Source organism: Mannheimia varigena, assembly GCF_013377235.1.
In the GTDB taxonomy this organism is placed as follows: domain Bacteria; phylum Pseudomonadota; class Gammaproteobacteria; order Enterobacterales; family Pasteurellaceae; genus Mannheimia; species Mannheimia varigena.
The window spans coordinates 108,076-133,254 of sequence record NZ_CP016226.1; the positions used below are offsets into that span (position 1 = coordinate 108,076).

General features: G+C 39.1%; 23 protein-coding genes and 1 other RNA gene. 10 read left to right on the forward strand and 14 right to left on the reverse strand.

Annotated elements, in window-relative coordinates:
• The first annotated feature begins 67 nt into the window (after positions 1 to 67).
• Complete coding sequence (trpCF, locus tag A6B40_RS00520; RefSeq protein WP_176671244.1) at positions 68 to 1,486, forward strand: bifunctional indole-3-glycerol-phosphate synthase TrpC/phosphoribosylanthranilate isomerase TrpF; 1,419 nt, start codon at positions 68 to 70, stop codon at positions 1,484 to 1,486.
• A gap of 214 nt (positions 1,487 to 1,700) precedes the next feature.
• Positions 1,701 to 3,701 (forward strand): bifunctional tRNA (5-methylaminomethyl-2-thiouridine)(34)-methyltransferase MnmC2/FAD-dependent 5-carboxymethylaminomethyl-2-thiouridine(34) oxidoreductase MnmC1, encoded by a 2,001-nt coding sequence (gene mnmC / locus A6B40_RS00525; RefSeq protein ID WP_176671245.1) that lies wholly within the window; start codon positions 1,701 to 1,703, stop codon positions 3,699 to 3,701.
• A 44-nt stretch (positions 3,702 to 3,745) separates the two neighbouring features.
• Here mnmC and lpxA read toward each other — a convergent pair whose 3' ends face one another.
• The 8 genes from lpxA to uppS all read right to left on the reverse strand — a co-directional run bounded on the left by lpxA (position 3,746) and on the right by uppS (position 12,318).
• Positions 3,746 to 4,540: an acyl-ACP--UDP-N-acetylglucosamine O-acyltransferase gene (gene lpxA, locus A6B40_RS00530; RefSeq protein WP_025217083.1), complete on the reverse strand. Its 795-nt coding sequence runs from the start codon at positions 4,538 to 4,540 to the stop codon at positions 3,746 to 3,748.
• A 33-nt stretch (positions 4,541 to 4,573) separates the two neighbouring features.
• Positions 4,574 to 4,984, reverse strand: coding sequence for a 3-hydroxyacyl-ACP dehydratase FabZ (fabZ, locus tag A6B40_RS00535; RefSeq protein WP_051410689.1), 411 nt, complete (start codon positions 4,982 to 4,984; stop codon positions 4,574 to 4,576).
• 89 nt (positions 4,985 to 5,073) lie between these two features.
• Positions 5,074 to 6,099 (reverse strand): UDP-3-O-(3-hydroxymyristoyl)glucosamine N-acyltransferase, encoded by a 1,026-nt coding sequence (gene lpxD / locus A6B40_RS00540; protein WP_176671246.1) that lies wholly within the window; start codon positions 6,097 to 6,099, stop codon positions 5,074 to 5,076.
• Complete coding sequence (locus tag A6B40_RS00545; RefSeq protein ID WP_025217086.1) at positions 6,099 to 6,893, reverse strand: OmpH/Skp family outer membrane protein; 795 nt, start codon at positions 6,891 to 6,893, stop codon at positions 6,099 to 6,101. Before A6B40_RS00545 ends, lpxD begins: the two co-directional genes overlap by 1 nt.
• A gap of 79 nt (positions 6,894 to 6,972) precedes the next feature.
• Complete coding sequence (bamA, locus tag A6B40_RS00550) at positions 6,973 to 9,354, reverse strand: outer membrane protein assembly factor BamA (RefSeq protein WP_025217087.1); 2,382 nt, start codon at positions 9,352 to 9,354, stop codon at positions 6,973 to 6,975.
• A 63-nt stretch (positions 9,355 to 9,417) separates the two neighbouring features.
• A complete protein-coding gene (gene rseP / locus A6B40_RS00555; protein WP_176671247.1) occupies positions 9,418 to 10,731 on the reverse strand; it encodes an RIP metalloprotease RseP in 1,314 nt (437 codons plus the stop codon).
• Between the two features lie 3 nt (positions 10,732 to 10,734).
• Positions 10,735 to 11,604 carry a phosphatidate cytidylyltransferase gene (locus A6B40_RS00560; protein ID WP_112110840.1) on the reverse strand — a complete coding sequence of 290 codons (870 nt, stop codon included), beginning with the start codon at positions 11,602 to 11,604 and terminating at the stop codon, positions 10,735 to 10,737.
• Between the two features lie 21 nt (positions 11,605 to 11,625).
• The gene (gene uppS / locus A6B40_RS00565; protein ID WP_231475490.1) at positions 11,626 to 12,318 is read right to left on the reverse strand and encodes a polyprenyl diphosphate synthase; all 693 of its coding nucleotides are present in this window, start codon (positions 12,316 to 12,318) and stop codon (positions 11,626 to 11,628) included.
• Between the two features lie 217 nt (positions 12,319 to 12,535).
• On the opposite strand from uppS, the gene pstS reads away from it, so the two are divergent.
• The 6 genes from pstS to phoR all read left to right on the forward strand — a co-directional run bounded on the left by pstS (position 12,536) and on the right by phoR (position 18,206).
• Positions 12,536 to 13,558 carry a phosphate ABC transporter substrate-binding protein PstS gene (gene pstS / locus A6B40_RS00570; protein WP_138316844.1) on the forward strand — a complete coding sequence of 341 codons (1,023 nt, stop codon included), beginning with the start codon at positions 12,536 to 12,538 and terminating at the stop codon, positions 13,556 to 13,558.
• A gap of 66 nt (positions 13,559 to 13,624) precedes the next feature.
• Positions 13,625 to 14,569 (forward strand): phosphate ABC transporter permease subunit PstC, encoded by a 945-nt coding sequence (gene pstC, locus A6B40_RS00575; RefSeq protein ID WP_025247594.1) that lies wholly within the window; start codon positions 13,625 to 13,627, stop codon positions 14,567 to 14,569.
• The gene (gene pstA, locus A6B40_RS00580; protein ID WP_112110842.1) at positions 14,569 to 15,420 is read left to right on the forward strand and encodes a phosphate ABC transporter permease PstA; all 852 of its coding nucleotides are present in this window, start codon (positions 14,569 to 14,571) and stop codon (positions 15,418 to 15,420) included. Before pstC ends, pstA begins: the two co-directional genes overlap by 1 nt.
• A gap of 14 nt (positions 15,421 to 15,434) precedes the next feature.
• Positions 15,435 to 16,196 (forward strand): phosphate ABC transporter ATP-binding protein PstB, encoded by a 762-nt coding sequence (pstB, locus tag A6B40_RS00585; protein ID WP_176671248.1) that lies wholly within the window; start codon positions 15,435 to 15,437, stop codon positions 16,194 to 16,196.
• Positions 16,197 to 16,257: 61 nt separating this feature from the next.
• The gene (phoB, locus tag A6B40_RS00590) at positions 16,258 to 16,950 is read left to right on the forward strand and encodes a phosphate regulon transcriptional regulator PhoB (RefSeq protein ID WP_176671249.1); all 693 of its coding nucleotides are present in this window, start codon (positions 16,258 to 16,260) and stop codon (positions 16,948 to 16,950) included.
• Positions 16,950 to 18,206: a phosphate regulon sensor histidine kinase PhoR gene (gene phoR / locus A6B40_RS00595; protein ID WP_176672295.1), complete on the forward strand. Its 1,257-nt coding sequence runs from the start codon at positions 16,950 to 16,952 to the stop codon at positions 18,204 to 18,206. Before phoB ends, phoR begins: the two co-directional genes overlap by 1 nt.
• A 14-nt stretch (positions 18,207 to 18,220) precedes the next feature.
• Here phoR and gloB read toward each other — a convergent pair whose 3' ends face one another.
• The 5 genes from gloB to ftsB all read right to left on the reverse strand — a co-directional run bounded on the left by gloB (position 18,221) and on the right by ftsB (position 20,655).
• Positions 18,221 to 18,928, reverse strand: a complete 708-nt coding sequence (gloB, locus tag A6B40_RS00600; RefSeq protein WP_176671250.1) for a hydroxyacylglutathione hydrolase — start codon at positions 18,926 to 18,928, stop codon at positions 18,221 to 18,223.
• A 39-nt stretch (positions 18,929 to 18,967) separates the two neighbouring features.
• Positions 18,968 to 19,065: signal recognition particle sRNA small type (gene ffs / locus A6B40_RS00605), an RNA gene on the reverse strand.
• A gap of 139 nt (positions 19,066 to 19,204) precedes the next feature.
• Positions 19,205 to 19,681 (reverse strand): 2-C-methyl-D-erythritol 2,4-cyclodiphosphate synthase, encoded by a 477-nt coding sequence (ispF, locus tag A6B40_RS00610; RefSeq protein WP_025217098.1) that lies wholly within the window; start codon positions 19,679 to 19,681, stop codon positions 19,205 to 19,207.
• 3 nt (positions 19,682 to 19,684) lie between these two features.
• Positions 19,685 to 20,368 (reverse strand): 2-C-methyl-D-erythritol 4-phosphate cytidylyltransferase, encoded by a 684-nt coding sequence (gene ispD, locus A6B40_RS00615; protein WP_176671251.1) that lies wholly within the window; start codon positions 20,366 to 20,368, stop codon positions 19,685 to 19,687.
• An 8-nt stretch (positions 20,369 to 20,376) separates the two neighbouring features.
• The gene (ftsB, locus tag A6B40_RS00620; RefSeq protein ID WP_025217100.1) at positions 20,377 to 20,655 is read right to left on the reverse strand and encodes a cell division protein FtsB; all 279 of its coding nucleotides are present in this window, start codon (positions 20,653 to 20,655) and stop codon (positions 20,377 to 20,379) included.
• Between the two features lie 260 nt (positions 20,656 to 20,915).
• Here ftsB and pckA point away from each other — a divergent pair, with 260 nt between their 5' ends.
• Complete coding sequence (gene pckA / locus A6B40_RS00625; RefSeq protein WP_176671252.1) at positions 20,916 to 22,523, forward strand: phosphoenolpyruvate carboxykinase (ATP); 1,608 nt, start codon at positions 20,916 to 20,918, stop codon at positions 22,521 to 22,523.
• Positions 22,524 to 22,617: 94 nt separating this feature from the next.
• Positions 22,618 to 23,625, forward strand: coding sequence for a biotin synthase BioB (gene bioB, locus A6B40_RS00630; RefSeq protein WP_176671253.1), 1,008 nt, complete (start codon positions 22,618 to 22,620; stop codon positions 23,623 to 23,625).
• A 76-nt stretch (positions 23,626 to 23,701) separates the two neighbouring features.
• On the opposite strand, the gene paeA is transcribed toward bioB, so the two are convergent.
• The gene (gene paeA / locus A6B40_RS00635; RefSeq protein ID WP_025217103.1) at positions 23,702 to 24,994 is read right to left on the reverse strand and encodes a polyamine export protein PaeA; all 1,293 of its coding nucleotides are present in this window, start codon (positions 24,992 to 24,994) and stop codon (positions 23,702 to 23,704) included.
• Positions 24,995 to 25,179 lie beyond the last annotated feature (185 nt).

Genomic DNA, 25,179 nt, shown 5'->3' on the forward strand with positions numbered 1-25,179 from the left:
TGAGCTTTTTCGGGTAAAAATAGGTAAGAATTTTAGCACTCAATCTGATTTCTCTCTAGGAATTTATATGCAACCTCACAACAACCAACCGACAATTCTGCAAAAAATCGTGCAAGATAAAGCAGTTTGGGTCGAACAGAAGCAAAAAACCTTTCCGTTAAGCGAATTTCAGCACAAGATCGTCAAAAGTGATCGGGATTTTTATGCCGCTCTCGCCAAAGGCACTCACCAAGAGCCCGCCTATATTTTGGAATGTAAAAAAGCCTCTCCGTCAAAAGGCTTAATTCGGGCGGAATTTGATTTAGATGCGATTGCTCAAGTCTATAAAAATTACGCTACCGCCATCTCGGTGCTAACGGACGAGCAATATTTCCAAGGCGATTTTCGCTATATCGACCAAGTCAAACAGCAAACCAGCCAGCCGATTTTGTGCAAAGATTTTATGATTTCGGCGTATCAGGTTTACCTCGCTCGCTTCTACAATGCCGATGCGATTTTGCTGATGCTTTCGGTGGTGGATGATGCCGCTTACCGTGAACTGGCGGATTTAGCTCATTCGCTCGGAATGGGGGTGCTTACCGAAACCAGTAACGATGCAGAATTTGAGCGTGCGTTGGAGTTGGGGGCGAAAGTAATTGGCGTGAATAACCGTGATTTACACACGCTTACCATTGATATGAACCGTATTGTGGATTTGGTGGAGAAATATCGAGAGCAAATTCCGTCTGATGTCTGTTTGATTTCCGAATCGGGCATTAACGATCACAATCAAGTTAAATGCATTAAGCCTTATGTTCACGCTTTTTTGATCGGCAGTAGCTTGATGGGCAATGCGGATCTGAATAATGCTGTGCGTGCGGTGGTTTTCGGTGAAAATAAAGTGTGCGGTTTGACTCGAGTGCAAGATGTCAAAGCGGTGTATGAACTAGGGGCGTTGTACGGCGGTTTAATTTTCGCCGAAGGCTCGCCACGCCAGCTTTCCCTTCGCCAAGCTCAAGAATTGGTGGTAAACGCTCCGCTTCGTTATGTGGGCGTTTTCCAAAATCAAGCGGTCGAATTTGTGGAGAAAATTGCAAAACAGTTGGAGTTGTTTGCTGTGCAACTACACGGTTCGGAAGATGACGGTTATATTGCCGAACTTACCGAAAAATTGGGTGGAAAAACCCAAATTTGGAAAGCGTTGTCGGTGGATATTGAAGCGGAAAGCCTTGAATTTCAAGACAATCCGCAAGTTGCTCGTTATGTGCTGGATAGTAAAATTGGTTCACAACAAGGCGGCACAGGCAAAACCTTTGATTGGGCATTAATTCCTGATACCTTAAAACAGAATGCATTATTAGCAGGCGGTATTAACGTGGAGAATATTAAAGCTGCTTTGGCTCAAGGTTGTTTAGGCGTAGATTTAAACTCAGGGGTTGAAAGTGCCAAGGGTATAAAAGATTTGTCAAAACTGACAGCTTGTTTTGAAAAAATTATTCGTGCATAGTTTTTTAAAGTTAGATTAAGTTGTGCTAGAATAGCAACGATTTTAAACAATAATTCATGAGGATTAAATTATGGGTACTTTTGGTTATTCAATGATGACAGTAGTTGGCGCACTGAGTATGATCGTATTTTTAGCCTACAATATTTTCTAATATTTATTCACCATAAGACACGGAAAATCGTTTGGTTTTCCGTGTTTTGTTTTAGGAAATCATATGTCCAAACTTACTTTTGCTGCGCTCTCCTTTAATTCTTCGAACACTCCTGTTTCCGACCAATTCGATGATATTTATTTTTCTACCCAAGATGGTTTGGCGGAAAGCCATTATGTGTTCCAAGAGGGGAATCAACTCTGGGAAAAATGGCTCTCGCATAGCCGAGAGGCGTTCGTGATTGCGGAAACCGGCTTTGGCACAGGATTGAATTTTTTTGCGGTGGCGGAGAAATTCAAGCAATTTCGAGCTGCATTTCCGGAAAGTAAACTAAAACGGCTTTACTTTATCTCTTTTGAAAAATTTCCGTTAACTTCGGCACAATTAGCAGAAATTCACCAAAATTATCCACAATTTGCAACCTTTTCGCAAAATTTAACCGCTTGTTGGCAGCCTCGCCAAAACGGTTGTCAGCGTTATCATTTTGGCGATATTTATCTGGACTTATGGTTTGGTGACATTGCGGAAAACTTACCGCAGCTGGGCGATCTTTACACCAACACCATTGATGCGTGGTTTTTAGATGGTTTTTCACCAGACAAAAATCCGGAAATGTGGAACGAAAATTTGTATCAGCAGATGTTTCGCTTAAGTCGCAATGGCGGCACTTTTGCGACTTTTACTGCTTCAAGCAATGTTCGCCGAGGCTTACAAGCTGTGGGCTTTGCAGTGTATAAACGTAAAGGCTTTGGCAAAAAACGAGAAATGTTGTGGGGTGAAAAGCCGTTAGATAGCGAAAATCAGCCACCTCGTTACCCTTATTTTTTTGCTAAAAATGAAACCGTAGAAGATGTTGCGATTATCGGCGGCGGTGTGGCGAGCCTGTTTTTGGCGTTGTCGTTACTAGAGAAAGGCAAGCAAGTCACGCTATATTGCAAAGATGAAGCTTTGGCAATGAACGCTTCAGGCAATTTACAAGGAGCAATTTATCCGCAACTGAGCGATGATGATGAACGCAATGTACGGTTTTATATCCATAGTTTTGATTACGCTTTGCAACGCTTGAGCCAGTTGGAAAAAGTGATTGAGTTTGAGCATAATTTAAGCGGTGTGGCGTTATATGCCTACAATGAAAAAACCGAGAAAAAGCTCAATAAAATTGCCGAGCAAACCGATGATGAAACCTTATTTCAGCTCTGCACAGCGGAGGACTTAAGCGAAAAGTTAGGGCTAAGCGTACCAAATGGCGGAGCTTTTATTCCGCAAGGCGGCTGGCTTTCACCAGTGCAGTTTGTGCGAAATGGCTTTGTGTGGTTGGAACGCCAAGGATTAAAAATCGTGCTAAATCATAAGGTAGAAAATTTAACGTGGACAGATGGCAAATGGCAGTGGCAAACAGATGGCAAAACCTTCAGCCATCAAGCAGTGGTACTGGCAAATGGGCACACGCTCAACGCATTTAGTCAAGCGAATGGTATTCCTCTTTATCCTGTGCGAGGGCAGGTTAGCCAAATTCCTAGTACGCTGGAGCTGCAAAAACTCAAATGTGTGGTTTGTTATGACGGCTATCTTACCCCTATTTCCCAAGCCGGCACGCATTGCGTGGGAGCAAGCCATCTTCGAGATAATGCGGATACGCAGTTTAGCGAAACTGAACATTTAGAGAATATTGCAAAACTTCAGCAAAATCTCACCGCTTGTGAATGGACGAAAGGCATTGATTATTCACAAAACTTAGCGAAAGTCGGCATTCGAGCTGCATTTCGAGATCGTGTGCCAATGGTGGGGGCAGTGCATCATTTTGAAAAACAGAAAGAGCAATATGCCAATTTGTATAACCAGCTAAGACGCAAACAAGCGGTCGAAAATGCGGAAATTTTTGCAAATTTATATATGGTGAACGGGCTAGCTTCTCGAGGGCTTACTACCGCCCCATTACTGGGAGAGATGCTGGCTAGTTTGATTTGCAATGAACCTGTGCCGATAAGCGAAGAGATTTGGCATAACCTAAGCCCAAATCGTACTTGGATGAGAAAGTTGCTAAAAGGCTCAGCAGTCGAGTAAAAAAAGATAACCCCGAACATCGTTCGGGGTTTTGTTTTTTGGTCCTAGCGGATAATACCACGAGTTGAACGTTTGAAGAATTGCAGGAAAATCGCAACAGCAGGTTCGGTAGCTGCAACTTGTTCTATTTCTACTAAGCACTCTTCCAAAGTTTTACCGCTAGAATAAATCAGCTTATAAGCTTTGCGGATTGCGTGTAATGCCGCTTTATCAAAACCACGACGTTTTAAACCTTCAAGGTTGATACCAAACGGACGTGCGTGGTTGCCTTGTGCCATTACATAAGGTGGCACGTCTTGGCTTACCATTGAGCCGCCGCCGAGCATAACGTGTGAGCCGACTACCACGAATTGGTGGATAGCTGACATTCCGCCTACGATCACGAAATCATCAAGCGTTACGTGTCCGGCAAGCGTCCCATTATTGGCGATAATACAGCGGTTGCCAATAGAGCAATCGTGGGCAATGTGAGTGTTGATCATAAATAGGTTATCATCACCAATTTTTGTTACCCCGCCACCTTGCACGGTGCCACGGTGAATGGTCACGCTTTCACGAATACGGTTACGATTACCGATCACCACTTTGGTCGGCTCGCCTTGATATTTCAAGTCTTGGTTGATTTCACCAATGCTGGCAAATTGAAAAATATGGTTATCTTCGCCAATTTCAGTTAGACCGTTGATGACTACGTGTGAATGAATTTTGGTTCTTGCCCCAATTTTTACGTCTTTACCGATCACAGAGTATGGACCAATTTCAACGTGTGCACCAATTTGTGCGCCATCTTCAATAATAGCAAGCGGGCTGATTTTAGCCGTTGAGTCAATTAGACGCATAGTAAGCTCCCTTTATTTTAGGATTAAAATTGATTATTTACGGCGTGCGCACATTAGGTCTGCTTCGCAAACTAGTTTACCGTCAACGTATGCTTTGCCTGTAAACTTAGTGATGCCACGCACCTCTTTTAAGAATTCAACTTCTAATTCAAGACGATCGCCCGGCACAACAGGACGTTTGAAACGAGCATTATCAATAGCAGCGAAGTAGTAAAGTTCATCTTCACTTAATTTGCCATAGGTTGCAACTGCTAACACACCGGTAGCTTGAGCCATTGCTTCAAGAATGAGTACACCTGGGAAAATAGGCGAATTTGGGAAATGACCTGTAAAGCAAGGCTCATTAAACGTTACATTTTTAATTGCTTTCAACCATTTGCCTTCTTCGTAATCGGTTACACGATCGACTAATAAAAATGGGTAACGGTGAGGCAACATATCCATAATTTCCGTTACTTCAATAATTTTTGGCTCACGATTTTCAGTTGTAATTTTTGTCACTTTAGACCTCTAAATAAAAACTCTAAGTAAAATTAATCGTTAAAACGCTTTTCTAACGATTTTAAACGTTTGTTCATTTCATCAATATTCATTACTAATGCAGCTGTTTTACGCCACTCTTTGTTGGTTTGTAGCGGAATGCCTGATGAGTAAATACCTTTTTCCGTGATAGGTCGCATCACCATTCCCATTCCGGTAATGATTGCACCGTCACAAATTTCCATATGACCGTTGATCACACTCGCCCCGCCAATTTGGCAGAATCGACCGACTTTTAAGCTACCAGCCATAATTACACCGCCGGCTACCGCTGTGCCGAAGCCAATGTGGACATTATGAGCAATTTGGCAGAGGTTGTCGATAATTACATTATCTTCGATCACGGTAGGATCTAACGCCCCACGGTCGATACAGGTGCAAGAGCCGATTTCAACACGGTTGCCGATAATCACACCACCGGTTTGCGGTATTTTGATCCATTGACCTTTGTCGTTGGCATAACCAAAACCATCGCTACCAATCACAGCGGAAGATTGAATTAAGCAATCAGAGCCGATTTGAACGTTGTGGTAAACCGATACATTTGCCCAAAGTTGGGTTCTTGCCCCGATTTTGCTATTTTTACCGACAAAGCAGCCAGCACCGATTATGGCATCGTCACCTAGCTCAACGCCACTTTCAATCACTGCGTTTGCACCAACGGATACATTATGACCTAATTTTGCCTCAGGGGAAATTACCGCATTCGGGTGAATGCCTGTGGCAGCTTTTGGGGTGGTATCCATATATTGCGCGAGCAAGGCGTAGGCAACATAAGGATTTGCCACAATCACTAAGTTTTGATCTTCACGGCAAAATTCCACATCAGCAGGGCTGACGATAATTGCCCCCGCATTACAAGCGGCTAAATTTTCTCGATATTTTGCATTTGAGATAAAGGTAATTTGCGAGCTATTGGCTTTATCTAAAGCAGCTATGCTTTGAATAGCCAAATCGGCGTTACCCCTAAGAGTACCGCCGATATGCTCCGCCAAATCAATTAAACGGAAATTTGCCATTATTTTTTCGCTTCTTCTTGTTTAGCTTCTTCAGCTTTAGTTTCTGGTGCTTTTTCTACGGCAGGTTGAGCTTCTGCTGGCTTTTCTATTTTGATATCAGGGTGTTTTTTCACAATAGCTTCAAGTACTACTTCAGTGATATCTTTGCTTTCATCTTCCGCATAAAGTGCAACTTGAGGTTGAAGAACTAAAGTATAACCCTTTGATTTTGCAATTTCTTTAATAGTTGCATTAACCTCATCTACTGCTTGTTTTTGAGCTTCTTGAGGATTAATACCGCCATTTTCTTTATTGGCTTGCTCAATTTTTTTCTGGAATTCATCAGCACGTTTTTGGAATGCTTCTGCTTTTTTAGCAAAATCCGCCTCACGTTTTTGAATGGCTTCTACTTTCTTTTGGAAAGCATCGGCTTCTTTTTGAATTGCATTTTGTCGAGCTTGAATATCTTTTGAACGTAAGCGTGGAGCTTCTTTCTCTAATGCAGCCACTTTTTTCTTGATAGACGCCTCTACTGTTTTTTGTTCATTTTGTAACTTTTGAGCATCAGCGTTGATTTTATCTCTTTCTGCAGTGAGTGCTTTGTTATCATCTGATAATTTTTTTTCTTCAGCTGCAAATCTTTCTTGGCTTTCTTTTACGAACTTATCAAATTTTGCTGTTGCATCTAATAAAACAGGGTGGTTTTGTAACACATAAGTCGGATCAACAAAACCGATAGTATCTGCTGCTGTTACCATACCTGTTGTAGTTGCTAAAGCAATAGTTAAACCTGTCATTTTAAATAGTTTTTTCATGTTTTTCCCTTTTAAAGAAACGGTTGAATTAAGCGGTCAGTTTGCAAAATTCATGTCATTTTTGACCGCTTGTAGTGAATTAGAATGAGCTGCCGATATTAAATTGGAATTGCTCAATTTCATCCTTATCATACTTACGAATTGGTTTTGCATAAGAGAATGACAATGGCCCAATTGGTGACATCCATTGGAATGCAACACCTGCCGAAGCACGGAAACGTTTGAAATCACCGTGATTAGGTAATGTTGGGTATTCCGCTTGTTTCCATTTCGTATTCCAAGCTGTTGCGGCATCAACAAAGATAGAGGTTCTTACATTGTGTTGGTATTTTTCGCTCACAAATGGTGTTGGCGTAATTAGTTCTAAACTTGCAGCGGCTAAAGCATTACCACCAATAATGTCATTATTTACATTATCAAATTTGCCAGATTTAGTATTATAGTAAATGGCTTGAGGCCCGATTGCACCGTAAGAGAAGCCTCTTAATGTACCAATACCACCAGCGGTGTAAAGTTGATAGAACGGAACTTCTTTTCCACCAAAACCGTTGGTATAAGCCACGCTCGCTTTAGTTGAGATGACCCATTTATGTTCACGGTTTAATGGGAAGTAGTTTCTAAAATCGGCACTTACACGATAATATTTATTATCAGAACCCGGAATAGTAATTTTACCACCAATATTTGCAGTAGTTCCTTCTGTTGGGAAATAGCCTCTATTTAAGCTGTTATAGTTCCAACCAAGAGAGAAATCGAAATCATCTGCTTTGATTTTGTCATAGTAACTCGAGTTCGGATCAAACTCAAAGTTCATTGATTTCACATATTTTTCACGAGTATATTCACGAGATGCATTTTTAATTTTATCGTGTGTATATCCCAAACCTAAGTAGTATGAGTTATTTTCATTCACTGGGAAACCAAGTGTGCCGTTAATACCGTAAGTTTGACGTTTGTATGATGCGACGTTATCATTTTTCGAGTTATCGTAATCTTCGTAGAATACGTTGCCACCTAAACTGACTCCATCTTTGGTAAAGTATGGCTCGGTATAACCTAAGTTAATGCTTGTACCATAGTCATTACGAGTACCGTTTAAACTGATAGTTGATCCCATACCCAAGAAGTTGTCTTGTTTAATACCTGCTTGGTAACTAATACCACTTTCCGTACCGTAACCGATACCAAAGTTAATGCTACCTGTATTTCGTTCTCTAATTTTATAAACGACATCAACTTGATCTGTTGTATTTTCTACGTTTTGCATTGACATATCAACGCTTTCATAGAAACCGGTTCTTTCTAAACGAGCTTTACCTAGTGATGCCTTATTGGTTGATAACCACGCACCTTCTTGCTGGCGCATTTCACGGCGTAGAGTGGAGTCTGCGGTAACATCATTGCCTTCGAAGCGAATTTTACGCACATAAATGCGACGACCTGCATCAACAACAAAGCTGATTTTTACGCTATTATCTGCATCGTTAAATTGAGGATAAATATCTACTTTAGCAGAGCCATAACCAGCATCGCCTAAGATATTTTTAATTTCTTCTTCAATTTGTGTGAGATCTGATTTACGGAAGGTCTGACCCGCTTTAAAATCCTTTAATAGTGGATTTAATTTATCGTCCATATTTGCAGTATTACCGATGATACGCATTTCACTAATATTATACTGCGAGCCTTCATTTAATTTGTAAGTAAGATTTACTTCAGTTTTATCATCATTAAACTGTACATCGGTATCTTCAATCGCAAACTTGGCATAACCACGATTTAAATAAAAATCTCTTAATGTTTCTAAATCTTTTTGGTAAGTTGTTTGTTCAAATTTGCTACTTTCAAAAATATTCCACCAAGAAACATCTGGCTGAATATCTAAATTTTCTAATAATTTTTTATCAGAAAATGCGTTATTACCTTCAAATTTAATGGCTTTTGCTTTTGCTACATCGCCTTCATCAATCACTAATTTAACATTCACGCCACCTTCGGCATTATTCGTTACAATAGTATCTATTTTAGCTAAATAGCGGCCGGTAGAGTGATAATGTTCAATAAGACTCTCTTTGAAAGCCTCTAATTTTTCTGCGTTGAAAATTTCACCTTGATTAATTAAGTTTGCTTTTAAATTTTGTTCTAAAGCATCTTTGGGGATTGCTTTATTGCCTTCAATTTCTAATTTACCGATGATCGGTTTTTCTGCGACTTTAATAACAAGGGTATTGCCTTCTCGTGTTGCACGCACATCTGCAAAACGTTGCTGACTGAATAAATGACGTACTACATTGGAAACATCAGTATCTGTTGCGGTTTGACCTACTCTGACAGGAATAGATGAGATAATAGCAGCCCCTGTTGTTGGTTGTACGCCTTCAACACGAATATCTTTAACAACGAAAGGTGCTGCAACCACACCATTTGCAATTAAAAGAGAAGAAAGTAATAATTTTTTCATTGAAATTACCTATGAATGTTTTGCAAGATGATTTGCGAAATTATTTAAAAAATAAACCGCTTGTTAAAAATGAATAATGTCATTAATAAAGGCAAAAACCATTAAACCTAATACAAATGCAATACCAACTTGTTGGAATATAATTTGTATTTTTTCGGATAATGCTTTGCCTCGAATGGCTTCAGTTGCTAATAAAATCAGTTGTCCGCCATCTAATGGTAAAATTGGGAACAGGTTCATTACCCCCAAATTGACACTAATTAATGCCATAAAACTCAAGTAATAAATCAAGCCAATTTCAGCCGTTGCCCCAGCTCCTTTTGCCATTGATATGGGACCACCTAAATTTTTAATTGATAAATCACCGGTAATGAGATTACCAATAAATTGTAGTATGGTCTGAATTAAAGACCATACTTTTTCAATACTTTTATAAAATGCAGTAAGAATATCATATTTTAATTCGGTGCGATATTTCTCTGCAAGTCTTTCGTATGTCGGCACAATGCCGATAATATAGCGATTGTTTTGCTTCTCAGGCTGAATGCTTAGTGTCTTAATTTGTCCTTTTTGTTCAATTTGAAGTTCAATTAAATTGCCTGTTTGAACACTTTCCACAAGGGTAGCCCAATCAAAAGGCTGTTGATTAACCTTGAGAATTCTATCGCCTGAAGTTAATCCCACTTTTTCAGCAGGTGAATTTTCAACAATTTGTTTGATTTCAGGCATTACTTTCGTACTCTTAGGACGAATACCTAATACCGTTAATGGATTTTCTTTAGTGCTATCAATATTCCAGTCAGAAAGATCTAGCTCATAACGTTGGATGATTTGGCTATCAATTAATCGACCTTCTACTTGAACATTTTTATTCCCAATTGCCCCCACTAACGCTAAAGATGCACTTTCCCAATCTTGAATATTTTGATTACGAATTTTTGTAATTTCTAATTCAGTAGGTAATTGAGCTTGTGCTGCAATTGTGTTAGGTAATACCTCACCAATCACAGGTTTAATGGTTGGAATTCCTGAAACAAATACCGCCCAGTAAGCCAATATTGCAAAAATAAAGTTTGCGGCAGGACCTGCAAAAATAATAAAAGCACGCTGTAAAACAGACTTCGTCGCTAATGATTGTTCTGGTCTGGCATCAACGCCTTGCTCGCCATTCCACATTTGTACATAGCCACCGAGTGGAATTAATGAGAAAGCAAATTCTGTGCCGTGCTTATCAGTTTTTCTAAATAACACTTTACCAAAACCAATAGAAAAACGAGTTACTTTTACACCACACTTGCGTGCAGCCCAGAAATGCCCGTATTCGTGTACGAATACCAGTACGCAGATTAGAACAAAAAAGGCAATAGTTGAAGTCATAGCTTATAGTACAAAAAAGAAGAAGGTTGCGAAAAACGGAATCGCCGCTGTTAAGCTATCAATACGATCTAAAATACCGCCGTGCCCTGGAATAAGATTACTGCTATCTTTAATACCAGCTTGGCGTTTGAACATACTTTCAACTAAATCGCCTAGTACTGAAATCGCTACCGTTGCAATAGAAACCACAATAAATGGTGTAGTGTCTAATTCTCTGCCGAATACATTTGTTGGCGTAAGTTGTAAGAAGGCAAAAGCAATTACTCCGGACGTTAATAACCCACCAAAAACACCTTCCCATGATTTACCCGGAGAAACTTTTGGTGCAAGTTTTCTTTTACCAAAGGCTCTGCCAAAGAAATAGGCACCTGAGTCTGCCCCCCAAACTAATAAGCAAACATAGAGGAATAAATAAGTACCTTGATACGGGTCAATATGATAATTATGGAAACGTAACGCTAATACACCAATTAAAAATGGAATTAAGGTTGCAAAACCAAATAAGAATTTAGCTACAACTGATTTTTCCCATAGTTTGGCAGAATTTGGATAAGTAACTACTAATACAAGAGCAATCAGCCACCAAATGCAGCCAATAAAGAGAATAGGCGTGGTTTCATCAGTAATGAAACGTGTTGCACGAATATAATCGGTATTGGCAACGATTGCAAAAAGCAATAAACAGATAGTGACCATTGCCACAATCGCACGAGGTACAGGGCGTTTAAAGCCTGCAAATTGAGCCCATTCCCACATTGCTGCGACAATAATTGCTGATAATGCGATGGTTAATGGTAATGGCGAAAGCCAGAAAATAGCTGCCAATACGGCAATAATCATAATAATTGCTGAAAGTATACGTTCTTTAAGCATTGTCTATCCTTATAAATTGTATTAACAGCCACCAAATCGGCGTTCACGCTGTTGGTAGGCTACGATCGCTTCGCTGAAAGCTTTATCGTTGAAATCCGGCCATAACACAGGGCTGAAAAAAAGCTCTGCATAGGCAATTTGCCATAATAAAAAGTTGCTAATTCTCTGCTCGCCACTTGTTCTAATGAGTAAATCCACCTGCGGTTGTGTTTCTGTGACTAAATATTGCTGAAATAACTCAGGGGTAATTTGTGCAATGTCAAGCTGATTTTCTTTTACTTGTAATGCTAATTTTTGAGTGGCTTGCACAATATCCCAATAGCCACCGTAATTTGCCGCAATATTTAAAATTAGTCCTGTATTGTTCTCCGTTAATTTTACTGATTCTGCAATACGTTTTTGTAAGCTTTCACTAAAGGCAGATTTATCGCCAATAATATTCAAGCGGATATTATTTTTATGTAGTTTTTTGACTTCAGAGTCTAAGGCTTTCATAAAAAGTGTCATTAAAGCGGATACTTCAGTTTCCGGTCTGCTCCAATTCTCACTACTAAAAGCATAAAGTGTTAATACTTTAATTTGATTTTTAGCTGCAAAACTTACCGCAGAACGAACCGCTTTCACGCCGTTTTGATGCCCGAAAATGCGCAATTTTCCTTTCTGCTTAGCCCAACGGCCATTGCCGTCCATAATAATAGCAACATGTTTGGGCATATTTTGAGGATCAAAGTTCACAGGTTTACTCACTGAAATAATAAATAAGATAAAAATGGCAGTAACTATATCATAGGATAGGCGAGAGTGGAATTGACAAGCGATATTTGCACAGGTTTTTCTAAAAAAATGAAAAAATTAAGCATTGTCATCAAACTGTCATAATTCTTTTCTACACTTAGTCACGCAACAGCAATTTAACGTAAGGAGAATTACTATGCTAATGCGTAAGACTAAAAAAGTAATGTTATTAGGTACTCTTTTTGCATCAGTGGCGGCGGTTTCTCACGCTCACACTATCACAGGGGCAGGGGCATCTTTCCCTTATCCGATTTATGCGAAATGGGCAGCATTATATGAAAAAGAAACAGGCAATAAAGTAAATTATCAATCAATCGGCTCAGGCGGTGGCCAGCAACAAATTATCGCAAAAACAGTTGATTTCGGGGCATCTGATGACCCCATGAAAGCAGATTTATTACAACAACATCAGTTATTACAATTCCCGGCAATTATTGGCGGTACGGTGTTAGTCGTGAATTTACCTGGCATTAAAGAGGGCGAATTAAAACTTTCCGGCGACTTACTGGCTCAAATCTATCTTGGTAAAGTCGCTAAATGGAATGACGCCGCTATTCAAAAATTAAATCCAAATTTAAATCTACCCGATAAAGATATTCTTGTTATCCATCGTTCAGACGGCTCTGGTACAACCTTCGGCTTTACTAATTATCTCTCTAAAGTTTCAAGTGAATGGAAATCAACCGTTGGCGAAGGAAAAGCGGTGAAATGGCCGAAGGGACATGGTGGTAAAGGTAACGAAGGTATTGCAGCCTATGTTCGCCAGATGAAATATTCAATTGGTTACGTGGAATATGCTTATGCAAAACAAAACCAACTAACGTGGACGGCATTACAAAGCCAATCAGGCGAATTTGTTCAGCCAAACAAGGAAAGTTTTATGGCAGCAGCAAGTAATGCAAAATGGAATGAAGCAGAAGGTATGGGTGTGATTCTTACTAATGAAGCAGGCGAAAAATCTTGGCCGATTACGGCAGCAAGCTTCATCTTAATTCACAAAAAAGATGGCAAACCTGAAGCAACGCAAAATGTGGTGAAATTCTTTGATTGGGCGTTTGCAAAAGGACAAGATGCCGCTGCAGAGTTGGACTATGTGCCAATTCCTGAAGATGTTGTAAAAAGCATTCAACATAAATGGAATACTGAATTACAAAAATAATGAAAAAAGCGACCGCTTGTTGGAGTGGTCGCCTATTTTTGACAGCTTTTATATCGAAAAATAATTATGTCTAAAATGAACCCATTTTTAAATCAAAATCGATTTGAAATATTTTTTAGAAATATGACCGCTTGTTTTGCGTGGTTAGTATTTCTGTTACTTGCTGGAATGATGATTTCGTTATTTGTAGAAAGTTGGCCAAGTATCAAAAAATTTGGCGTGAGCTTTTTATGGGATAGCGAATGGGATCCTGTGCAGAATCAATACGGAGCATTAATGCCTATTGTGGGGACATTAATTACTTCCTGTTTAGCTTTAATCATTGCCGTACCGATCTCATTTGGTATTGCGGTGTTTATTAACGAACTCTCGCCACAATGGCTAAAACGCCCAATTGGAACAGCAGTTGAAATGTTAGCCGCTATTCCTTCTATCATTTATGGTATGTGGGGCTTATTTGTGTTCGTGCCTTTATTCCAAGAACATATTCAACCAACGATGATCGAATGGTTTGGCGATCTGCCAATACTTGAATACTTATTTTCAGGTGCACCCTTTGGGATTGGTTTATTTACCGCTGGTTTAGTGCTTGCCATTATGATTATTCCGTTCATTGCCTCAATGATGCGTGATGTATTTGCCATTGTGCCACCAATGTTAAAAGAAAGTGCCTACGGATTAGGTTCAACCCGTTGGGAAGTGCTATGGAAAGTAGTGCTACCTTATACCAAAACAGGGCTTATCGGCAGCATTATGTTAGGTTTTGGGCGTGCATTAGGCGAAACAATGGCAGTTACTTTCGTTATCGGTAATGCTTTCCAAATACCAAATTCATTATTCTCTCCTTCGGTTTCTATTGCGTCAGCCATTGCGAATGAATTTAACGAAGCATCTGGCTTACAAAAATCAGCATTAATTGAGTTAGGTTTAGTCCTTTTCTTAATTACAACCATTGTACTGTCTATTTCTCGCTTAATGATTTTAAGAATGCAGCGTAAGGAAGGAAAATAATGAAGAATTTACAGAACGCTCGTTTTTACAGACGTAAATGTTGTAACAGCATAATGCTAAGTTTAGCCTATGTGGCAGTTGCTTTCGGATTGTTTTGGCTTTGTTGGATTTTATATTCATTAGTTAGTCGAGGAATTCCAGGTCTTTCGCTAGAACTTTTCACACAAATTACCCCAGCACCAAATGAACAGGGCGGTTTAAGCAATGCGATTTTAGGTTCGCTACTTATTGTGGGAACAGGCACGCTTATCGGCACCCCAATTGGGATTTTAGCAGGCACGTATTTAGCTGAATATGGCAACTATAGCCGTTTTGCAAAAGTAACTCGTTTCTTAAATGATATTTTGCTCTCTGCTCCGTCAATTATTATTGGCTTATTTGTGTACACGCTTTATGTCTCAAAAGTAGGGCATTTTTCAGGTTGGGCTGGTTCTTTAGCCTTAGCATTATTGGTGATTCCAATTGTGGTGAGAACCACAGATAGTATGCTTAACCTTATTCCAAATAACTTGCGTGAAGCTGCAATTGCATTAGGTTGCCCACAATGGCGAGTGATTGTGATGATCTGTTACCGTGCCGCAAAATCAGGGATCTTAACAGGTGTATTACTAGCCGTTGCCCGTATTGCAGGTGAAACAGCTCCATTACTGTTTACCGCATTGTCGAACCAATTTATGTCTTGGGATATGAACGCACCAATGGCGAACTTACCTGTTGTGATTTACCAATATGCGGCAAGTCCGTTTACAGATTGGAATAATCTTGCTTGGGCAGGTGCGATTTTAATTACGCTATTCGTGTTATGTATCAATGTTTTAACCCGTGTTTTCTTACAACCAAAACAGAAATAATAAGGTGTTTAGAAATGAACGTAGAACCAAAAATTTCAGTACAAAATCTTAATTTTTATTATGGCGATTTCCACGCTTTAAAGAATATCAACTTAAATATTGCAAAAAATAAAGTAACTGCATTTATCGGACCTTCCGGCTGTGGTAAATCCACGTTATTGAGAACATTCAATCGTATGTTTGAGCTTTACCCGAACCAAAGAGCAGAAGGGGAGATCAATTTAGACAGTGAAAATCTATTAACTACCGATACGGATATTTCCATTATTCGTGCAAAAGTGGGTATGGTATTCCAAAAACCGACACCGTTTCCAATGTCAATTTATGACAACATCGCCTTTGGTATCCGCTTATTTGAGAAGCTATCTAAACAAGAGATGAATGAGCGTGTAGAGTGGGCTTTAACCAAAGCGGCATTATGGAATGAAGTAAAAAATAAATTACACCAAAGTGGCGATAGTTTATCAGGCGGACAACAGCAACGTTTATGTATTGCCAGAGCCATTGCCATCAAACCTGATGTCTTATTGTTAGACGAGCCTTGCTCGGCATTAGACCCAATTTCTACAATGAAAATTGAAGCCTTGATTACCGAACTCAAGCAAGATTATACTGTGGCTATGGTAACGCATAATATGCAACAAGCCGCACGTTGTTCTGATTACACCGCATTTATGTACTTGGGTGAGCTAGTTGAATTTGGTGAAACGGCACAAATTTTTAGCCAACCGAAAATTCCACGTACGGCAGATTATATTCAGGGCAAAATGGGTTAGTTAATTCAATTAATGCAGTGTTAATAGCTTTTCACTGCATTTCTTCTATTGGAGGACGAGTATGAACAGACGCATTTTAGTGGTAGAAGATGAACGTGGCATTCGTGAGATGATTAGCCTTTTTCTAATGCAGCATCAATACGATATTATTGAAGCAGAAGATTACCAAAGTGCAGTGAAAAAACTTGCTGAAAAGCCACAATTGGTTTTATTAGATTGGATGCTACCCGGGCGTTCAGGCGTGCAACTCATTGAATATATGAAAAAGCATGAAGAAACTGCCCAAATTCCGGTGATTATGCTCACTGCTCGTAGTGCAGAAGAAGATTGTATTACCTGCTTAAATGCAGGGGCAGATGATTATGTTATCAAGCCATTTTCTCCAAAAGTCTTAATCGCCCGTATTGAAGCCGTTTGGCGAAGAATTTACGAGCAAACCTCACAAATTATTCAATTTAATGATTTGATCTTAGATGAAAATGCAAAACGAGTGTTTTATCAGTCTGAACAAATCCAACTAAGTCATACCGAATTTAAATTACTCCACTTTTTTATGACACACCCGGAAAAAGTTTACTCTCGAGAGCAATTATTAAATCGAATTTGGGGTGATGACTTAGAAGTAGAAGACAGAACGGTAGATAGCTATATCCGCCGCTTACGCCGCAGCCTTGAACCTTACCAATGTGATAGTTATTTGCAAACGGTAAGAGGAAGTGGCTATCGTTTTTCACTGCATATTCAAGGTGAATGATGAAAAAATTACTTAACTTTTTAGCAGAATTGATTTTATCAATTACATTAGCTTTTACGTTTAGCCTATTTGCACTTGATTTTATGAGTTGGTTGGCAGTTATTGCTATTGGAGTAATTGTTTGGCATCACATCATAGAATATCGATTACTACAGCGCTTAAAGCCGCAAAATAAGAAAGAGATTGAATTACTTAATTTAGAAAATTTTTCACAAACAATGGCGGATTATCGCCAGAAAAATAAAAAAGAGAAATTTGAGAATTTACGCCTACTCTCCAAGTTAAATAAGAATATTCAGTATTTACCTGATGCGACAATTATTTGCCAAGATAATGGAGATATTCTCTGGTGTAATCAAATGGCACAAAAAATGTTTGATTTTTATTGGCACAAAAAAACGCAAAAAAATATTCTCAATGTAATTTTTTACAAACAATTTAAGCACTATTTTGTTCAGCCTAGAAAAAGCCGACCTCTGGTATTACTAACTTATAACGAACGTTATATCGAAATTCATATTCATCAATATGATCCTGAAACCTTGCTGATTATTGGACGTGATATTACAGAAATGATAAAACTGTTGCGTTCCAGGCAAACATTTTTAAGTAATATCAACCATGAATTAAGAACGCCGCTTACTGTTCTACAAGGTTATTTGGAAATTTTAGCTGATCAGCCGGTGCAAAGTTTACTGCAAGAAAAAGCTATAAAGGCAATGCAAGAGCAGAGCTTGAGAATGACGAATTTATTACAGCAACTGAATATGTTAGCGAAAATAGAAACTTCATCAAATAAAGAACATCAACTGTTTAATATGTCTATAATGATTCTTTCATTGAAAAAAGACATAGAAATTTTAAATACTTACTCGCATAAAATTACTTTTGATATTCAACCAAATATAGAAATATTCGGCAATGAACATCAGCTGCATAGTGTAGTATCTAACTTAATTTATAACTCAATTAAGCATTCGGGGCAGGAATGTCATATTGAGATTAGTTGGAAACCGTGCGAACAAGGAATGAAATTTGAGGTAAAAGATGATGGCATCGGCATTCCTGAAATCCACTTACCACATTTAACCGAACGTTTTTATCGAGTTGATGAATCTCGAAGTAAGAAAACAGGGGGCAGTGGTTTAGGGCTGGCAATTGTGAAGCACGCATTAGAGCAACACGGCTCAACACTTAACATTACCAGTAAAGAAGGTGAGGGGAGCAGTTTCTCTTTTGTACTGAAATCAGCCTGATGCTCCCATCATTGTTAGAAATTATCTTTCTTTTTGCGAAGTGCAATAAATTCGTCTAAATCGATCGCTTGCATAAACGGATTTACTTGCATTTCAAGCCCAATGGTGGTCGGTAATGTTGGTTTATTTTGCGAGCGTAAAATATCAACCTGTTCTTGATATTCTGCGAGAGTGCAATTTACGGGCAATACAGCCTCGGCAAATTTTAGATTGCTCTTAGTGTATTCGTGAGCAGGGTAGACTTTAACCGAATTAGGCAATTTTTTAAAACGTTGCAATGCTTCAAATTGCGCTCGGTAATCACCTGTGAAAACACGTCCGCAACCGCCTGAAAATAACGCATCGCCGCAAAATAGATAATCATAACCAAACAAATAACTAATATGCCCTGCGGTATGTCCTGCACTTTCAATAATTTTTACATCGTAATCAAACAGTTTAATATGTTGTTCTGGCGACACAATCACATTGGCAAATTCAGCCACTTCTTGCGGGCCATAAACTGGAAGATTCGGATAGTTTTCCATAATGCTAGTCACTCCATCTGTGTGGTCGTGATGATTATGAGTGAGCAAGATAGCGGTCAAATTTAATGCATTTTTTGTAATAAAGTCTAATACAGGCTGATGTTCTGACGGATCAACAATAATCACATCTTGTTCTTTACGAATTACCCAAATATAGTTATCGCTTAATGCCGGAATGGGAATGATCTGGAGCATAGGATTCTCCTGATGATATAGGTTAGATAAAAGGGTGGGGCGTTACCAGCGACCCTCGGCACACAGAAATTTCAACCCAGACTGCTTTCTTCCGAACCTGATCAAGTAAGCTGAACACCGTTGCGAGGAACCAATAACGCCCCATTGAATTACGCTCATTGCGTAAGGCTTTCTATTATAGATAAATTTAAAAATAAGACAAGGCAGAATTTTACAAGCGGTTATTTTCTGATAGAAATTTGCAAATTTCTATGAAAATTCGACCGCTTGTAACTTTTATACTTTTAATAATAATGCCACCGCTTCACAAGCAATGCCTTCTCCACGCCCAGTAAAGCCTAACTTTTCCGTTGTTGTGGCTTTCACATTTACTTGGGAAATATCGCATTTCAAATCATCAGCAATGGTTTGACGCATTTTATCGATATGCGGACGCATTTTGGGAGCTTGAGCGATAATGGTTACATCAACATTACCAACTTTATATCCTTGTTCTTGCACTTGGCGATAGGCTTCAATTAATAAACCTCGACTATCAGCATTTTTATATTGCATATCGGTATCCGGGAAAAGTTTGCCAATATCGCCTAATGCAACTGCACCGAGTAACGCATCAGTTAGAGCGTGAAGGGCAACATCGCCATCACTATGAGCAATAAAACCTGTGTGGTAAGGTACCTCAACGCCTGCAATAATAAGCGGTCGGTCTTCGCCAAAGGCGTGAACGTCAAAACCGTGTCCAATACGAATCATATATTATTTCTCCAAATGATGAGAGAGGTAAAACTCTGCTAAGGCTAAATCTTCTGGGCGGGTAATTTTGATATTATCGCTTCTGCCGGCAATAAGTTGTGGTTGGTAACCACTTAGCTCCATAGCAGAGGCTTCATCGGTTACAATTTGCCCTTTATTAAAGGCTGTTTCTAACGCAGTTTTTAGCCTCTTAGCAGGAAAAAATTGTGGCGTTAAAGCGTGCCATAAGGTTGAGCGATCTTCTGTATGCAAAATTTGTGTGCCGTTGGCTCGCTTCATTGTATCAATAGCCGGGGTGGCTAAAATTCCCCCTTGATCATCTTTAATTTGCAAAAGTTTGTCTAAATCTGACCGCTTGAGACAAGGGCGAGCAGCATCGTGAACTAACGCCCAAGCATTTTCATCTTCGATTACGTTTAATGCATTGAATACGGAGTCCGCTCGGGTTTCACCGCCAAAGACGATTTGCACTTTATCACTTTTCAGTAGAGCAATTTCGGTATAGAAAGGATCATCTTTTGCGACTGCCACAACTACTTTGGTTATTTTAGGGTGATCAAGAAAAAGGGAAACTGTATGCTCTAAAATAGTTTTCCCTTTTAATTTTAAATATTGTTTTGGTTTGTCTGCCTGCATTCGGCTACCAATACCTGAGGCAGGAATAACTACAAAAATTTTTCTCGTCATAAAGGCTTTTATTTATTTTTCGGTACAATACGGTAGAACATTTCATTCTCTTTTACCATTTCACGTTCAAGTCTGGCACGTTCTTCAAGAGCATCTACCCCATTTTTTAAGTCGTGAATTTCTGCTTCAATCAGCTTATTTCGAGCAACTAGTTTGGCATTTTCTTCTTTTAACATTGCCACTTCTTCTTGGACTTCTTGGTAATCAGTCCAACCGTTTTTGCCAAACCAGAAGCTGTACTGAAAAATACAGAATAATAAGGCAAAAAATATAATTAATAGACGCATTTATTTTTCTCTTTATTAAAATGAATCGACACAAGCGGTCGGAGGTCGGATTTTACCTTGAATTTGCAAAAAATCCAAACAAAGGAGTTCTGCACATAGGTTTAAGTCAAGTGTAAGTTTTGATATAAAACAATATCCGTCCATCTTTTTGAAATTTTTTTCAACAAATTTTCAAAAATTTGAAGTATGTAACATTTTTTTTATTTCATTTCAGTATAATAAGCACAGTTTAATTTTATAACTATTATGAGGTAACCACTATGTTAAATCGTATTGAACAAGAACTTGCAGACTTAGGCATTACAAATGTAAAAGAAATCGTACGTAATCCTAGCTATGAGCAACTGTTTGAAGAGGAGATGAACCCAAATCTTCAAGGTTATGAAAAAGGTGTGTTAACGAACCTAGGGGCTGTGGCGGTTGATACCGGCATTTTCACTGGTCGTTCACCGAAAGACAAATACATCGTGTTAGATGAAAAAACAAAAGATACTGTTTGGTGGACATCTGATGCGGCTAAAAATGATAACAAGCCGATGAATCAAGCTACATGGCAAAGCCTAAAAGGTTTAGTGACGGAAGAGCTTTCTAACAAACGTTTGTTTATCATTGATGCCTTCTGTGGAGCAAGCCCAGAACACCGCATTAATGTGCGTATTGTTACGCAAGTGGCGTGGCAAGCTCACTTTGTGAAAAATATGTTCATTCGCCCAACAGAAGAAGAGTTGAAAGATTTCAAACCTGATTTCGTAGTAATGAATGGTTCTCAAGTAACTAATTCGAACTGGAAAGAGCAAGGTTTAAATTCTGAAAACTTTGTCGCATTTAATATCACCGAAGGTGTACAAATCATCGGTGGTACTTGGTACGGCGGTGAGATGAAGAAAGGTTTATTCTCAATGATGAACTACTTCTTACCACTTAAAGGCGTGGCTTCAATGCACTGTTCTGCAAATGTGGGTGAAGAAGGCGATGTGGCAGTATTCTTTGGTTTATCAGGCACGGGTAAAACCACATTATCAACTGATCCAAAACGTAAATTAATCGGTGATGATGAACACGGTTGGGACGAAAACGGCGTATTCAACTACGAAGGCGGTTGCTATGCGAAAACCATCAACCTTTCTATCGAAAACGAGCCGGACATCTACCGTGCAATCCGCCGTGATGCGTTATTAGAAAATGTGGTCGTGCGTGAAGATGGCACAATCGATTTCGATGATAAATCAAAAACAGAGAATACTCGTGTAAGTTACCCGATTTACCACATTGATAACATTGCTGTACCGTCAAAAGCCGGTCACGCGAAAAAAGTGATTTTCTTAACTGCTGATGCGTTCGGTGTATTGCCTCCGGTATCTAAACTTACACCAGAGCAAACAAAATACTACTTCTTATCAGGCTTTACTGCGAAATTAGCCGGTACAGAGCGTGGCATTACCGAGCCAACCCCAACATTCTCAGCCTGTTTCGGTGCAGCATTCTTATCTCTACACCCAACACAATACGCAGAAGTGTTAGTGAAACGTATGGAAGCGGCTGGTGCAGAAGCTTACTTAGTGAATACAGGTTGGAACGGAACCGGCAAACGTATCTCAATTAAAGATACTCGTGGTATCATCGATGCGATTTTAGATGGCTCAATCGATAAAGCAGAAATGAACAAACTGCCAATCTTCGATTTAGCAATCCCAACCGCATTACCGGGCGTAGATACAGGCATTTTAGACCCTCGTAATACCTACGCAGATAAAGCACAATGGCAAACTAAAGCAGAAGATCTTGCGGGCAGATTTGTGAAAAACTTTGAAAAATATGCAACCAATGACGAAGGCAAAGCGTTAATCGCAGCTGGTCCGAAGTTATAATTTGCAATTCTTCGTTATAATATAAATCAAAATTAGAAATTAAGGACTAAACCTCAAGGGGTTTAGTCCTTTTGTATAAAGGAGAAAACACAATATGACCACATTTCAACTGAGATTGAAAGCCAAAGACGAACTCACACCTCACCCCACGGCACAATATTGGCGAAAATGCCAAGTGGAAGAACTTTTCGATATGCCGTTTATGGATTTAGTCTTCAAAGCTGCTCAAATTCATCGTGAGCATTTTGATGCTAACGCCATTCAGCTTTCTACACTGCTTTCGATTAAAACCGGTGGCTGTGCTGAAGATTGCGAATATTGCCCACAATCTGCCCGCTATGACACCGGCGTGGAAAAACAGGCAATGCTAGACATCGGCACCATTGTAGAAAAAGCCAAAATCGCCAAATCACGAGGGGCGAGCCGTTTTTGTATGGGGGCGGCGTGGCGAGGCCCGAAGACGAAAGATATTGAAGTGGTCTCTAAAATTATCAATGAAGTCAAAGCCTTAGGTTTAGAAACCTGCGGCACATTTGGAATGTTGGAAGAGGGAATGGCGGAAGAGCTAAAAGAGGCTGGGTTGGATTATTACAACCACAATTTAGACACCGACCCTGAACGCTACAACAAAATCATTCATACTCGCAGCCACGATGACAGAATGGACACGCTAGGCAAAGTTCGCAATGCAGGGCTAAAAGTCTGTTGCGGTGGTATTGTCGGAATGAACGAAACTCGCCCGGATCGAGCTGGTTTAATAGCAAGCCTTGCTAACCTCGATCCACAACCTGAAAGCGTGCCGATTAACCAACTGATTAAAGTAGAAGGCACACCACTTGCCAATGCCGAAGATTTGGATTGGACGGAGTTCGTCCGCACCATTGCGGTGGCAAGAATTACAATGCCAAACAGCTTTGTTCGGCTTTCTGCAGGAAGAACCGCAATGCCGGAAGCAATGCAAGCCCTTTGCTTTATGGCTGGAGCGAACTCTATTTTTTATGGCGATAAATTGCTCACCACAGAAAATCCGGAAGAAGATTATGACCGCAAATTAATGGATAAACTGAATTTGTATCCATTACAGTATGAAGAAAGGAATTGAGGAATTACAAGCGGTTGAATTCTATTAAAAATTTGCAAATTTATAGGGCGAGTTCTTGTACCCGCCCATTAATTCGCTATATCACATCATTTTGGATCGAAACCATCACTTGGTCGATTTTGAAGTTATCGGTATCAATAATTTCAAATTTATATTTATCCCACAATACAAAATCGGTTTTCTTTGGAATTTTACGTAAAATATACATCATAAAACCTGCAATAGTTTCATAGTTCTCTGCATTCGGAAACTCGGCAATATCTAAAGCACGCATTACATCTTCTAGTGGTGTTGCTCCATCAATTAACCAAGAATGTTCATTACGCTGAACAATTTGCTCTTCTTCGTGAGAAACCAGCTCACCCATTACAATGCTCATTACATCATTTAGGGTAACAATGCCAACTACTAATGCATATTCATTCACAATAACGGCAAAATCCTCGCCAGTTGATTTAAATAGTTCTAAAACTTCGTATAAAGAGAGCGTATCTGGAATAAAAAGCGATTTACGCAATACAGTTGAGTCGGTTAATTTTACCTGCTTTTCTTGTAGATAAAGCGTTAAAATATTATGGGTTTCAACATAGCCTAAAATTTTATCGATAGATTTATCACAAATTAATAACTTAGAGTGAGGATTTGCTTTTACGGTTTCAAGTACTTGTTCTCTATTGAAAGTATGCTCCAAGAAAACAATATTTTCACGTGTTGTCATTGTTGAGGTAACAGTACGTTGCTGCATTTCAAAAATATTTTCAATTAAGTATTGCTCTTGTTCTTTTACAATTCCGGCTTGAGCTCCAGCATTAACTATTGCAAAAATATCCTCTGAAGTCATATTATCCTCTCGAATAGTTGGTACTCTAAACAGTTTGAAAATCGCATTTGCAATAGTGTCAAACAACCAAACTAATGGTTTAAATATAATGATTGAAAAGATCATTATCCCTATTGTTCGCAAGGCAATTTTTTCTGGATTTGCCATTGCTAGTCGTTTAGGAATAAGATCGGCAAATAGAATAAAAGCAACCGTTACAAAAATAAAAGCAAGCCAAGAGCTCGCACTTTCAACCCATTCTGCTTGGCTATATTGAGAAAGCAGAGAATAGACAAAAGGGTTCACAATACTCTCGCCAATTACCCCACCTAAAATTGCCACCATATTTAAGCCGATTTGCACAACAGTAATAAAGCGTCCTGGGTGTTCTTGAAGTTTTAGCACCTGAGATGCTTTTAAGTTTCCTTCATTTGCTAGTTGCTGAAGTTTCAGTTTTCTTGCACCTGCCAATGAAATCTCGGCAGAAGAAATGATTGCACTAATGATAATAAGTGCAATTAAAATTAAAATTGCTTCAAATAGGTTCATAATATAACTCTTTTAAATGTGAATAATGTATAGATAAAGATAATGTACTACAAATAAGTTTATAAATTTTACCACTTTTACTATAACTGGTCAGCTAAATGCTGAGAGTGTTTTTTATTGTACGGGACTATGTAATGATAAATAGGATATATATTTTAATTTAATTAGTGTTTTTTTTGATCTAT